This window comes from Rickettsia helvetica (assembly GCF_963970025.1).
In the GTDB taxonomy this organism is placed as follows: Bacteria; Pseudomonadota; Alphaproteobacteria; order Rickettsiales; family Rickettsiaceae; genus Rickettsia; species Rickettsia helvetica.
In genome coordinates this window covers 665511-677858 of sequence record NZ_OZ018776.1, presented here as the reverse complement: position 1 = coordinate 677858, position 12348 = coordinate 665511, and the positions used below count along the sequence as shown (strand labels likewise).

Below are 12348 nucleotides of genomic sequence, written 5' to 3'. Positions count from 1 at the left end.
CTCAGGAATTTGCCCGAGATGGCGTCTTCTCGCAATGACGATAAAACTATACAGGGCGATGCCATACAAATATAGGAGTAAAATAAATTATGAGCGTTAAAATTATAGTACCGTCACTTGGGGAGTCCGTAACGGAAGCAACTATTGCCAAATGGTATAAGAAAGAAGGTGATTCAGTTCAAACCGATGAATTATTGTTAGAAATCGAAACCGAAAAAGTGACTTTAGAAGTTAATGCTCCTTGCAACGGTACTATAGGTAAAATATCGAAAACTGATGGTGCAAATGTAGCAGTTGGCGAAGAAATAGGCGAAATAACTGAAGGGACAGCTGCAAATACTGCTGGTACTAATAATGAATCTGCTAAAGCTCAAATAGCCACGCAACCTACTTCAGAAAAACCTGTAGAAAAACCCGCTGTGGCTAATAATACTCTTGCTCCTTCCGTACAAAAATTAGTTACCGAAAATAAGCTTGACCCCAATAATATAAAAGGAACAGGTAGAGACGGTAGAATTACCAAAGGTGACGTACTTGCAACAATAAACACTACGCCTGCGGCTACTTCTGCTCCTACAATAAGTAAATCTAATGAAGATAGAGTGCAGCGTGTTCGCATGTCACGCTTGCGTAAAACTATTGCACAGCGTTTAAAAGATTCACAAAATACGGCAGCTACTTTGACTACTTTTAACGAAATCGATATGTCAAAAGTAATTGCCTTGCGTAATCAATATAAAGAAGAGTTTGAGAAAAAGCACGCTGTGAAACTTGGATTTATGTCATTTTTTGTTAAAGCAACTATAGAAGCTTTAAAGCTTATTCCATCGGTAAATGCTGAAATAGACGGCGATGATTTAGTATATAAGAATTATTACGATATAGGGGTAGCTGTCGGAACAGAGCAAGGACTTGTTGTACCGATTGTTAGGGATGCCGATAAAATGGGATTTGCCGAAGTGGAGAAAGCTATAGGAACTTTGGCTAAAAAAGCTCGTGAGGGTAAGCTTTCTATGGCTGATTTGTCAGGGGGGATATTCTCGATTTCTAACGGCGGCGTATATGGCTCATTATTATCTACACCGATTATTAATCCACCTCAATCAGGTATTCTAGGCTTACATAAAACTGAAGAAAGAGCTGTAGTTATAGATGGTAAAATTGAAATACGTCCAATGATGTATATAGCTTTATCTTACGATCATCGTATAATTGACGGGAAAGAAGGAGTATCATTCTTAGTAAAAATTAAAGAACTAATTGAAAATCCAGAGAAGTTATTATTAAATTTGTAGAAAATGTTGTCATTGTGAGCAACCGTAGGCTGTGTGGTAATCCAGAAATAATTAAAAAAATTCTGATTTACAGAATTTTTTACTGGATTGCTTCGTCACAATTTTCAATTTTTCCTTGCAATGACGATTTGCGTCCCGTTTTTACTTCTTGAAAAAGAAGTAAAATTATTCAAAGAAAGAAAGTATATAATAATGATAAAATGTACTCGTCGCATTGAATTCGATGCAGGACATAGAATTATTGGACATCAAAATAAATGTCAGTTTTTACATGGTCATCGCTATGTTCTTGAGATAACTATAGCTGCAAACGAAATCGATAAACTTGGCATGGTAATCGATTTTGGTTTAATTAAGGATTTAGCTAAAAAATGGATTAACGAAAATTTTGATCATAGCTTAATCCTACATCAAGATGATAAAAAAATGGGGCAGCAAATAGAAAATTGTACCGGTCAAAAAATATATTATATGCAAAATAACCCAACTGCAGAAAATATAGCGACGCATTTAAAGAATGAAATTTTTCCTAAACTTTTCGTAGGTCAAAACTTCTTCATAGCGAGCCTCAAACTATATGAAACACCGAATTGTTTTGTTGAGGTTTAGGTATGTATCTCTATGAAATGAAGAGGGATTATACAAAGATCAACTTAGTAGAAAAGAGCAAGGAATCTGTAAGCCGAGGAGCGGAGCGTACAGGAGTACGTGGGCATCCGAGGACTTATAAAGATGACGTAGCCAATTTTTCAAGTTCATCGAGTATGCAAGATTGCTGTTTAATTTTAACTACTACTAATGATTTGCAAATTGCCGAAAAAATAGCATCTGTTTTGTTAGAATTAAATCTTGCTGCTTGTATTCAAATTGACGATGTCAAAAGTTACTTTAGATGGGATGGTAGAGTAACTTTAGAAACCGAATATAGACTTGTAATTAAAGCAAAATCTTCTAATTATAACGAAATTGAAAATAAACTCCTTGAAATTCATAATTATGAATTACCGCAAATAATAAAAATAAATATTGACTATGGCTTTCAAAAGTACTTAGAATGGGTTGACCAAAATAGTAAATAAACTTATAGTTGAACAAATTTAAAAATTAAGTAAGTAAATTATGAAATTATGGCAAAAAGTTACCTTAGGGTTAATCTTAGGTATTATATTTGGTATATACTTACCACAATATGTTAATTATATTAAACCTATCGGTGACATTTTCTTACGCTTGATAAAAATGATCATTACCCCTTTAATTTTCTTCAGTTTGGTTTCCGGTATCACTAGTATGAATGATACTTCTGCTCTTGGTAGAGTAGGAATGAAAGCGGTAGCCGCTTTTTTAGGTACTACTTTTTTTGCCACGGTTTTTGGACTCACTGTTGCCTTAGTATTAAAGCCAGGAGTAGACATACATATAGATTTCACCTCTTCAGGAACGACAAGCAGAACTTCATTTAATATAATTGATTTTTTTGTAAATATCGTCCCTGATAATGCTGTTGGGGCTTTTGCAAACGGTGATGTCTTGCAAGTTGTATTTTTTGCTATTTTTGTTGGGATTACCTTAAACAAAATGAAATCTATCGGTGAACCTATTACTGATTTAATTCATGTAATGTCAAAATTAATATTAAAAATGATATCGTTTGTTATTCAATTATCCCCTTACGGTGCTTTTGCTTTAACAGGCTGGATTGTAGGCATGCAGGGAGTTGAGGTAATGATTAGTTTATCGAAACTTGTTGTAGCGGTAGTTGTGGCGATGACATTCCAATATTTAGTTTTTGGCTTACTTATATATGTATTCTGCCGTGTTTCCCCTATACCTTTTTATAAGAAAAGTTTTGAGTATCAGATACTTGCTTTTTCTACTTCAAGTAGCAAGGCGACTCTTGCAACTACTATGCAAGTTTGTCGTGAAAAGCTTGGCATTTCAGAGTCTAGTACTTCATTTGTACTTCCAATAGGTGCGTCAATTAATATGGATGGCTTTGCTATAAATTTATCTCTTACTACTATATTCTTTGCTCAGATGATGGGAGTAACGCTTGCTCCTCACGACTATTTAGTAATTATTCTCACCTCAACACTTGGATCTATCGGCGGTGCCGGTATTCCCGGTGCCTCTTTGATAATGCTGCCTATGGTTCTTTCTGCGGTTCACTTACCTATAGAGGGAGTAGCAATTATTGCCGGTATTGACCGAATACTTGATATGCTACGTACTACTATCAATATTACCGGCGATGCAACAATTACTATGATTATAGATAACAGCGAAGATACTTTAGATAAGGAAGTATATTTATCTTAATAATATTGCTAACTAAGGCCGGATATCGTCATTACGAGCGACTATAGGCATTGTTGCATGGATCGAAAAATGCGTTTTATGTCATTCCCGAGAAAGCAGAAATCCAGGAAAAAGCGAAATTATTTGAGCTTTTAATATGAAAAATTAAATATATTTGTATCTTTTAGTTACTGGATTACTGCTTTCTCGGGAATAACACCTATTCATGCAATAATGCCCGCTCGTAATGACGGCTTGGGTATTAACACAACAACACTACTTCCTATTCATTTACTTGAAGTATAGTTATCAAAATTTCTTTTTTTATTTCAATTTTTAAATTAAAAATTCTATTGATTTTAGAATCTAAAGTATGTATTATAATAGCTATATTAGCTTAAAGTTGAGGATGTATGTTAAAGTTCCTAAATAATACAGTACAATCAAAAAGATTTGTATCTATAAATAATAGAACTTCAGTAGTGATATATCTGAATCATTTTGGCATTCTATCGCTGAAAATAGCTGTGATATTAATTGGAAAAATATACCATTACAAAAAAGTCCTTTTCAGATTGTTATTACTCAAGGTTTAATTCAAGAATTAAAACCCAAAACCATAATTGAATTTGGAAGTTTTAAAGGAGCTTCCGCCCTTTGGTTAGCGGACATACAAAGTTTGTCGGTAAAAGATGGTAAAGTTATTAGTATAGATTCGATTTTGAAAATATTGATCAAACTGTAAAAGGAGATAATAGAATAGAGTTTTTACAAGGCGATTTTAATAAAGTAGAAGCGATATTCCCAAAAGAAAAAATATCCGAAATAGTATATCCTATACTTTTAATAGAAGATGCTCATATTAATACTATAGGTATTTTAGAATATTTTCATAATAATATCTTTGAAGAAGGGGATTATTTCATCATTGAAGATACTAATATTGATTATAATAATGCGTGCTATGATGTTTGGAGGAAAACTTTAGATGAAAAAACTTGTATAGCAAAATTAGAAAATTTAAACAATAAAATCGTTAGATTAACTAGCTGGTTGAAAGAAAAAAAAGACTTATATTTAGTAGATACAAAATATGTAGATCCTTTCGGTATTATTAATGCTTCTAAAAATTGGAACTCAGTTATAAAAAAGATTTAAAGATATGGGACTGTTAACAAAATAATTTTGTTAACAGTCCCATAGTCGAGTTGAATTAGCAATGATTTATATTATGAGAAAGGAAATTTATCTAAAAAATTTTAATATTAGACATCTTTCCAAACCAGCTTATAGAGAGGAATTTAAAGGAGACATGGAACGCAGCACCGCAGCATATATAGACAATCGCGCAGATGCGAGTCTAGGCTCAACGCATAAATTACCTCTATAAGCTGGTTTGGAAAGATGTCTAATAATAGCGATGAAGTTTTAAATAACTTTACCGAAAATCTATATAAATCTACCGTATTTTTTAAAAATTTTTTAGAAACAAACTATGTAAATTATATAAAAGAGATTACAGATGCCGTAAATAATGATACAGAAATTATACATATAAAAAACATCGATCAAAAAAATTATAATATAATGACCCCTTATGACGGTGAGGTTCGGATTAGCGGAATAGAAGAATTAATTTGTCATATGTATGGAGTAATAGGGACAATCGGTAGTTTTTCTATCTTATACAAAGATGAAGACAAGAATATTATTAGAGCAGTAGTACCAAGACGTAATTCTCATAATGAACGTAGCTCTCAATCGCCGTATAATGATTTAGATTGGCATGTAGATGCTGCATACCGTCCAATGACAGAGAAGAGTGATAACTTATCTCCCTCTTTTTTTACCCGATTACTTAATTTTCAGTATTGTAAATAAAGGATATGAGAATCTACCTATAGTATATATTAGTCTTAAAGATATATTAAATCAATTAAGCTATCAAGATATCTTAATAGGGTGTAGTAATGAATTTACAGTAACAAGTGTAGATTCTTTTTCATGTAAAATAATGAGCAAGAATCTCCCTTTATTAGTAGAACATGCTAATGGTTATTACAGCAGAATAAAAATGGATGCTATTCCTGAAACACAAAGAGCAGCAGGGTTTTTAAATAAAATTAGAGAAATCGTAGATCAAAAATCTATTCAAAACTATATATATGTTACTTCCGGTGATATCGTTGTATTAAGCAATAAAATGGTTTTACATAAAAGAGATAGCTATAGTCCTAAATGGGATGGAAAAGACCGTTATTTTATTAGAATATATTCAGTGAAAGATATAAACCAAGGTATATTAGCAAATTCTGCTCAATCTTGGATATGGGTATAATAACCATAATACCAAACGGTTTTATGTAAATCACGTAAAAACATCATTGCGAGCATTCGTAGAATGGTGGTAATTGTCCAGTAGATAGGGTATTGTTGCATGGATCGATGTCATTCCTAGCTAAAAGCGGGAATCTAGTAACTAAAAGATATAAATATATTTAATTTTTCATATTAAAAGCTCAAATAATTTCGTTTTTTTTTGGCTTCCCGCGAAAGCGGGAATGACATGCGTTTCTCGATCCACACAATAAGACCGGTAGATAGTGCAAAAACTCCTAAGATTAATGTGTGTTGCTAACACAGCTCCTCGCAAGGCATTGTTGTGTGGATACCGTCTTCATATCTTATAAATTAGGACTCATTCCCTGATTAATTAAAAATTCGGCAATTTCCGGCTTCATAAATCCTATATTTATATGGATTAAATTCATGGATGCACCACGCTTTAATAAAAAATCGGCAATTTTTATATTATTATTCGATATAGCATAATCTAGAGGAGTCTAACCCAAGCATGGTTGATTTACTCCATATCCCTCATCTAATATTTTTTTACTTCATCAATATTATCTGCCTTAATAGCATCTGCTATCGGTGTAATTGGATTTCCGACTTTTTGATCATACTCAATACCGTCTACGTATATCTTTTCGGTCTTATACTCAAGTTTACATTCCATCGCATGAATAGAAGGAATAATAAAAATAATTATAAACTTTAAAATTACTTGAATAATTTTCATATAATTAATCTAGGTACTATGTAGCTATGCAGCATTAAACCTTTATCGGTAAGATAGATATTTTTATCTAACTTAATTAGGTCTTGGTTTTGATAATGTTGCAGGTTATTCATGTCTAAAATATCTGCTAATTTTGCGTTTATTTTCTGTTCTAATGTAGAAATCTTTATGCCTTTGCTAAGACGTAAACTCATCATTAGTACTTCTTCAATGATTTCTTGATGTGTTAACTTAGTGTTAGTTTGAATACCGACATTTTTTGTATTAACCGAATCTAACCATTTTTCAGGTTTATGCCACATCATAATTGCCGATACCGCACTTGAAGCATCAATTATTCTACTATGAGCTCCAGGACCTATACCTAGATAACTATTATAATTCCAATAAGTCAAGTTATGCAAACATTCATTCCCTATCATAGCATAATTGGATATTTCATATCTAAAATATTTTTTAGATTCTAGATAATGATTCGTCCATTCATACATCTCAGCTGCCGTGTCTGAATGCGGCAAAATCAGATTACCATCCTTAAATAATTTATAAAACGGCGTACCTTTTTCGATAGTCAGCTGATAAAGAGAAATATGCGAGGTAGCGAGCTGCATAGCTTGTTTTAATTCTTCTTGCCAATCTTTTAATTTCTGACCGCTACGTGCATATATTAAATCAAATGATACTCTTGGAAAAATCGCATTTGCCGCCTCAATTGTTTTGATGGCTTGCAAAGTATCATGAGTTCTACCTAATTTTTTTAAATCCTCTTCTTTTAAGGATTGTACTCCAATTGAAACACGATTAATTCCGGCGGATTTGAATGCTTTAAACTTCTCAGTTTTAAAGGATGTAGGATTGGTTTCTAGAGTTATCTCGGTTTGATGATCAATAATTGCTAGATTACTGATTTTATTTATTATTCCTGCAACGACTACAGGATTCATTAACGAAGGAGTTCCACCGCCGAAAAAAATAGATTTAATGTATTTATTTTGAATAATATCCCTAAAATACTCGATTTCCGTTTCATAAGATTTAAGCCATTGATTGTGGTCTATAGTGCTTGCCACATGAGAATTAAAATCACAATATGGACATTTTGACAAACAAAAAGGCCAATGAATATAAATGCTTAAATCATCTGCCGTAACTTTCATATTTTTAAAGAATTTAGGCAGTTTGTTGTAATTTCTCAATTTCTTCTTTTTTTAATCCGGTTGAAGCAATTATTAAGTCAGTTTTTAAACCAGCTTTGATTAAATTTTTTGCTATAATAATTTTTTCTTTTCTTCTGCCTTCTTCTCTACCTTCTTGCAGCCAATGATCTACTATACTTCCCATAATTTTTTCTCTTTTTTTAGGATTTAATTTTGATTTAAGTATGTTTTCTACTTCAATTATATCACTTTGCTTAATCTTGGTTAAAGTATAGCATAAAATTAATTCTATATAATCAATGCCAATATTAGCTTTAGCAAATTTAGGTAAGAATCAGCTACTTCTACCCATCTTTTTAATAAATCACGTTCATGAATATGCTTCATGAAAAATTGTAAAATTCCGGACCAAGCATTTTTTTCAATTCTTGATCAGATATATCATGCACGTTTATGAGTTGATAATCATTAGTCCAAGTAGCTTTTACCAATTCACTATTTTCAAATAATTTCCAAAGATTTTGAGGAGCATTATATTGTTGTATACCATTATAAAATACTAAAGAATATATGAAAGGAAATTTCTTGCTTTTTGTTACTTTCCTATGATATTCTGTAATGTTTAACATATACTTAAACAAGCGAAAAGCCATATAATAATGAGGTTTACTTTGATGTTCTAATAATAAAAATAAGTAACTGTCTTCACTATCAAATTTAACAGAAAATAGAATATCTAATATGGATTTCTTAAGTGTTTTATCTACAAAACTATCTTTTTCCATTTTAAGGGTTTTAAAAGAAGCCAAATTTTGTATATGTGGTGGTAAGTGCATTTGAAAAAACTCTTTGGTAACTATTGGATTTTCAAATGCACTTCGTATAATCTTGTCGTGCTTTAGGTTTTTAGACATAAATATTAATGATATACTACCGTTATAAATACACAATTAATATTACTTTTGCAATTATAAATTGAAATAAACTAAGCCAATAAAAATATTATTCTAATTCAAATGGGGCTTTAAATAAGGCAAGACCTAATTGATTATTAATTGCATGATGGTTAGCTAATTCCGAAGCAATTTTAATTTTTCCATTGTTTAATTCAAATTCCCAATATACCGGAATACACCAATGCTTACCGTTTACTTTAAAATTAGCGAGGTCTTCTTTAAATGTTGCTGAAGCAAAAGTTTTAGCAATTAAGTTACCATTCTCAAGAACTCCAACTAATTTAACAATTTGAGTCATATCCGGAAAACTTTTACGAAAATCAATAAGACCATAATGTAAATCATAAATAGTGGCAATATTAAGTATTGGATGGACGAACTCACCTTTACCTTCAACATATTGTGCTATTTTATCCCATGGGCTATCCGGTTCAAAAAGTGCATCAATAAAATTTGTTATCATTTCTTTTTCTGTATTCATAATAAATATATATCCATAAAGTTATTTAAGAAAACAATTTTTCAATTCCGCTATGTAATAGATTCTTAGGATTCATTTTACTGGCTTTTTTCATCATCTCGTTTATTTGCTTATATTGCTTTAGCAAAATATTTACCTTTTGTACCGTAGTCCCTGCTCCAGCAGCTATACGTTTTCTACGAGAGGCATTAATTATATCAGGATTTTTACGCTCTTTCGGCGTCATAGATAAAATAATTGCTTCTTGATGTTCAATTATTTTACTATTTAATTTTGATTGATCTATTTGATCCATAATTTTACCGCTACCCGGTAACATGCTAAGTATATTGCCAAAACCTCCCATTTTTTTTATACTTCTCATTTGCTGCATATAATCATTTAGATCGAATTTACCTTTTTTTAATTTAGCTGCCGTTTTTTCGGCTTCTTCTCTATCAACGATACTAGCTGCTTTTTCAACAAAAGAGATAATATCACCCATATCAAGTATTCGAGAAGCTAAACGTTCAGCATCGAATTCTTCTAAATCGGTTAGTTTTTCACCGCTACTTAAAAATTTAATCGGCTTTTTAGTAATATATTTTACGCTAAGTGCTGCACCACCTTTAGAATCGCCGTCAATTCTAGATAAAATTAATCCTGAAATCTCTAACTTTTCATTAAAGCTGCTTGCCATAACTACTGCATCCTGCCCTGTCATACTGTCAATTACTAATAAAGTTTCGGTAGGCTCCACTATCTTTTTTATTGCAAGTGCCTCCTCCATCATCTCTTTATCAATTTGTGTACGACCTGCCGTATCATAAATTACGACGTCATAAGCAGAAATTTTAGCCTCGGCAATAGCTCTTTTGACAATATCAAGAGGTTTCTCACCTTGCACAATAGGTAATGAATTAATCTGTACTGAGTTTGCAAGTATAGCGAGTTGCTCTTGTGCTGCTGGTCTGTAAGTATCCAGAGAAACAAGTAGAACTTTTTTATTTTGATTTTTCAGTCGTAAAGCAAGCTTACTACTCGCCGTAGTTTTACCGCTCCCTTGCAACCCTACCATTAGGAAATTTACAGGCGGCTTTGAATTTAAATTTATCTTTGTCTCACTTTCACTTGAAGCTAAGAGATTTATCATCTCTTCATGGATAATTTTAATTATCATCTGCCCTGGTGAAACAGACTTAATAACCTCCTGCCCTAAAGCTTTTTGTTTAACTTCTGCTATAAAATCTTTTATCACCGGTAATGCAACATCTGACTCTAAAAGAGCTACTCTTATATCCCGCATAGCAGCATCTATTTGGGCTTCGGTCAAAATCCCTGAGCTGACTAGCTTATCAAAAATCTTCGTTAAATTTTGTGTTAAAGTTTTAAACATGCGAATAATTTAATTTATAAAGTTCCCAAAACCTAATATATACTACGAGTAAATGAACAATAGTCAAAATAAAACATAAATTAAATTTATATTCGAGAGGGAAACTGCTTTCCATCTTGAATACCTATTAACTATTTTTTTAAAAAAAGAGTATATTTCTCTCAATATGTTTTGTTGTTTTATGGATAACATGGAAAGGAACGGAGTGATATCGTGTTAATTACTAGAAAACTCATTCACCACTAATATATAACTTGTTTTTAAGTCCAAATCATAATCAATGGTATTATATATTAACTTTTTTATGTCGGTAAATTTTTGTAGTAAATAGGAAGGATGCTTATTTGGCAGTTTATTAAAAATCTTGTTTTCTAAATCTAGAAGCTCAATATTAACGTTAGCAGATTTTTTAAGAATTCTATTCATTAATAATAATAAATTATCAATAAAATCTAGCCATAATTCTCGGTCTTTAGTAGTAAAACGATTAATAAAATCTAACGTTTCATTATCTGCTATCGGCTGAATAAACTCAGAATATAATTCGCTTTTAGTATTATGGATAGATGATCTAATATTAACTTTAAAACATCTTGATCTAATTGTAGATATAATACTTGCAGCTCTTGAAGTAATTAAAAAAACGTAACTATTCTTTGGTGCATCTTCAAGAATTTTTAAGCATGAATTCGCCGCGTTCAAATTCATAAGATCCGCTGAATAAATTACTGCAACTTTATAACCTGAAATTGCAGAAGTTTTGCTTAAGAAGTCTTGTAATTTTCTTATTTGTTCAATAGAAATATTTTTAGCATTAGATGTAGCTAAAGTTTCCCTAGCGACGAAATGATAATCAGGATTGTTTTCAAGAGGAATGCTATTCTTAAAAAGCTTAATATATATAAACTCTTCTACGTCTTTTAAAGCTTGTTCTATATTTTCGGCTTCGATAAGCCAACTATTATATAGCTTATTATGTTTTAAGTTAAACTCTAGGCGTTCAATTATCAATGGTTGTAATATCATTATGAATTACACTTAAGAAGCGTTCTACATCATTCCGGCTTTTGCAGAGCATTGTTGCATGAGCCGGTTTTTCTAGTATCACCCCGCAAGCTTGTAACGGGGTTCAGAAATTATCAGTACTATAAGTTACTTCTTTATCATTAATTACAAGCTTCTTTCATTTTTCTTCCGGCTCTAAAAGTAGGTTGATTGTAAGCGTCTATTTTCATTTTTGCTCCGGTTTTTGGGTTACGCCCCTCACGTGCTTTTCTATGATGTATTTCAAATGAACCGAAACCTGTTATATTAATATTATGGTGGCTCTTTATAGCACTAATCACACTATCAAGAACTAAATTAAGTGCTTTCTCGGCATCAGCTTTTGTTAATGTTTTATGTGAAACATGTTTATGATTATGACCATGGTCAGTCATAAATGCTATAAATTCGGTTTTATTCATTTTTTTTGGTTCTTTTTTGTTATGTGTATTCATAATAAAATCAACTCTCCTTTAATGGATTAATATGTATTGATGTTTTTTTATAAAATAATATATACAACTGGCAATAAATATACATCAATATATTTTTTATGTGAGTTAATTATAACAAACTACCCACATACTGCAAATGCCAGTTATTTACAAAGTTTAAAATATATACGTTATTATATTAATTTATAGAAAAATGTAGCCATTT

Annotated in this window: 15 protein-coding genes and 3 pseudogenes; 9 read left to right on the top strand and 9 right to left on the bottom strand. The window is 31.5% G+C overall.

Features of this window, described 5'->3' with window-relative positions; genetic code table 11:
- Positions 1-89 precede the first annotated feature (89 nt).
- The 9 genes and pseudogenes from odhB to AB1146_RS04045 all read left to right on the top strand — a co-directional run bounded on the left by odhB (position 90) and on the right by AB1146_RS04045 (position 5931).
- Positions 90-1295, top strand: coding sequence for a 2-oxoglutarate dehydrogenase complex dihydrolipoyllysine-residue succinyltransferase (gene odhB, locus AB1146_RS04090; RefSeq protein ID WP_010423712.1), 1206 nt, complete (start codon positions 90-92; stop codon positions 1293-1295).
- A 192-nt stretch (positions 1296-1487) separates the two neighbouring features.
- Positions 1488-1904 (top strand): 6-pyruvoyl trahydropterin synthase family protein, encoded by a 417-nt coding sequence (locus AB1146_RS04085; protein ID WP_010423715.1) that lies wholly within the window; start codon positions 1488-1490, stop codon positions 1902-1904.
- A 155-nt stretch (positions 1905-2059) separates the two neighbouring features.
- The gene (gene cutA, locus AB1146_RS04075; RefSeq protein WP_010423716.1) at positions 2060-2374 is read left to right on the top strand and encodes a divalent-cation tolerance protein CutA; all 315 of its coding nucleotides are present in this window, start codon (positions 2060-2062) and stop codon (positions 2372-2374) included.
- 40 nt (positions 2375-2414) lie between these two features.
- Positions 2415-3614: a dicarboxylate/amino acid:cation symporter gene (locus AB1146_RS04070; RefSeq protein WP_010423718.1), complete on the top strand. Its 1200-nt coding sequence runs from the start codon at positions 2415-2417 to the stop codon at positions 3612-3614.
- Positions 3615-4080: 466 nt separating this feature from the next.
- Positions 4081-4338, top strand: a complete 258-nt coding sequence (locus tag AB1146_RS04065; RefSeq protein WP_355404432.1) for a CmcI family methyltransferase — start codon at positions 4081-4083, stop codon at positions 4336-4338.
- Positions 4338-4436: pseudogene (locus AB1146_RS04060) on the top strand (cephalosporin hydroxylase); the annotation flags it as partial. The gene AB1146_RS04065 and the pseudogene AB1146_RS04060, both read left to right, overlap by 1 nt.
- Positions 4437-4824: 388 nt before the next feature.
- Positions 4825-4980 (top strand): annotated as a pseudogene (locus AB1146_RS04055) (palindromic element RPE1 domain-containing protein); the annotation flags it as partial.
- A 17-nt stretch (positions 4981-4997) separates the two neighbouring features.
- The gene (locus AB1146_RS04050) at positions 4998-5474 is read left to right on the top strand and encodes a hypothetical protein (protein ID WP_232203637.1); all 477 of its coding nucleotides are present in this window, start codon (positions 4998-5000) and stop codon (positions 5472-5474) included.
- Positions 5416-5931, top strand: coding sequence for a carbon starvation induced protein CsiD (locus AB1146_RS04045; RefSeq protein ID WP_232203638.1), 516 nt, complete (start codon positions 5416-5418; stop codon positions 5929-5931). The genes AB1146_RS04050 and AB1146_RS04045 overlap by 59 nt, the downstream gene beginning before the upstream one ends.
- Positions 5932-6236: 305 nt before the next feature.
- On the opposite strand, the pseudogene AB1146_RS04040 reads toward AB1146_RS04045, so the two are convergent.
- From AB1146_RS04040 to AB1146_RS04000, 9 genes and pseudogenes are all read right to left on the bottom strand, one after another.
- Positions 6237-6418 (bottom strand): annotated as a pseudogene (locus tag AB1146_RS04040) (ankyrin repeat domain-containing protein); the annotation flags it as partial.
- Between the two features lie 56 nt (positions 6419-6474).
- Complete coding sequence (locus tag AB1146_RS04035; RefSeq protein WP_010423727.1) at positions 6475-6675, bottom strand: hypothetical protein; 201 nt, start codon at positions 6673-6675, stop codon at positions 6475-6477.
- Positions 6672-7832, bottom strand: coding sequence for a radical SAM family heme chaperone HemW (gene hemW, locus AB1146_RS04030; protein ID WP_010423730.1), 1161 nt, complete (start codon positions 7830-7832; stop codon positions 6672-6674). Before hemW ends, AB1146_RS04035 begins: the two co-directional genes overlap by 4 nt.
- A 13-nt stretch (positions 7833-7845) precedes the next feature.
- Entirely contained in the window at positions 7846-8016 is a 171-nt protein-coding gene (locus tag AB1146_RS04025; protein ID WP_010423732.1) for a hypothetical protein, read from the bottom strand.
- 199 nt (positions 8017-8215) lie between these two features.
- Complete coding sequence (locus AB1146_RS04020; protein ID WP_010423734.1) at positions 8216-8746, bottom strand: Rpn family recombination-promoting nuclease/putative transposase; 531 nt, start codon at positions 8744-8746, stop codon at positions 8216-8218.
- Between the two features lie 88 nt (positions 8747-8834).
- Positions 8835-9269, bottom strand: coding sequence for a hypothetical protein (locus tag AB1146_RS04015; RefSeq protein ID WP_010423736.1), 435 nt, complete (start codon positions 9267-9269; stop codon positions 8835-8837).
- Between the two features lie 25 nt (positions 9270-9294).
- Positions 9295-10644, bottom strand: a complete 1350-nt coding sequence (gene ffh / locus AB1146_RS04010; protein ID WP_010423738.1) for a signal recognition particle protein — start codon at positions 10642-10644, stop codon at positions 9295-9297.
- Positions 10645-10860: 216 nt separating this feature from the next.
- A complete protein-coding gene (locus AB1146_RS04005) occupies positions 10861-11670 on the bottom strand; it encodes a DNA polymerase III subunit delta' (protein ID WP_198005262.1) in 810 nt (269 codons plus the stop codon).
- Positions 11671-11810: 140 nt separating this feature from the next.
- Positions 11811-12143, bottom strand: coding sequence for an HU family DNA-binding protein (locus AB1146_RS04000; protein WP_010423743.1), 333 nt, complete (start codon positions 12141-12143; stop codon positions 11811-11813).
- Between the last annotated feature and the right edge of the window lie 205 nt (positions 12144-12348).